This is a genomic window from Paraburkholderia sp. SIMBA_027 (assembly GCF_046535315.1).
In the GTDB taxonomy this organism is placed as follows: Bacteria; Pseudomonadota; Gammaproteobacteria; order Burkholderiales; family Burkholderiaceae; genus Paraburkholderia; species Paraburkholderia tropica.
The window spans coordinates 1-398 of the sequence record NZ_JAWRWY010000150.1 but is presented as its reverse complement, the minus strand read 5'-3'; the positions used below and the strand labels follow the sequence as shown (position 1 = coordinate 398).

At 60.3% G+C, this 398-nt stretch carries 1 protein-coding gene; it reads left to right on the top strand.

All coding sequences use genetic code 11. The features are described 5' to 3' along the window. Positions 1 to 348 (top strand): TIGR01244 family sulfur transferase (locus tag SB764_RS38540; protein ID WP_410866540.1); only part of this gene is annotated, 348 nt, incomplete at its 5' end. Positions 349 to 398 lie beyond the last annotated feature (50 nt).

Below are 398 nucleotides of genomic sequence, written 5' to 3'. Positions count from 1 at the left end.
GTACGCGTGATGGACATCCGCCAGATCGACGACGACTATTCGGTATCCGGCCAGATTGCGGTCGAGGATCTCGACCAGATCAAGGCTCTGGGTTTCAAGTCGATCGTCTGTCATCGCCCGGACCAGGAAAGCCCTGACCAGACGCCGTTTTCCGTGATTGCGGCACGCGCCAAGGAGCTTGGCCTGGAGATCGCACATGTGCCTGTCGGCACCATGGGTGTTACCGAGGAAGCCGTGACCGGCATGGTCGACGCGCTTGAAGAATTCCCGCGCCCGATGCTCGGCTACTGCCGCTCCGGCGCCCGTTCCACCGCGATCTATCAGAAGACCCTTCATATTCGCGGCTGACCCTGCGGCGCGGTTTTGTCCGCGCCCTTCATTCCATAAGAAAATCAGGA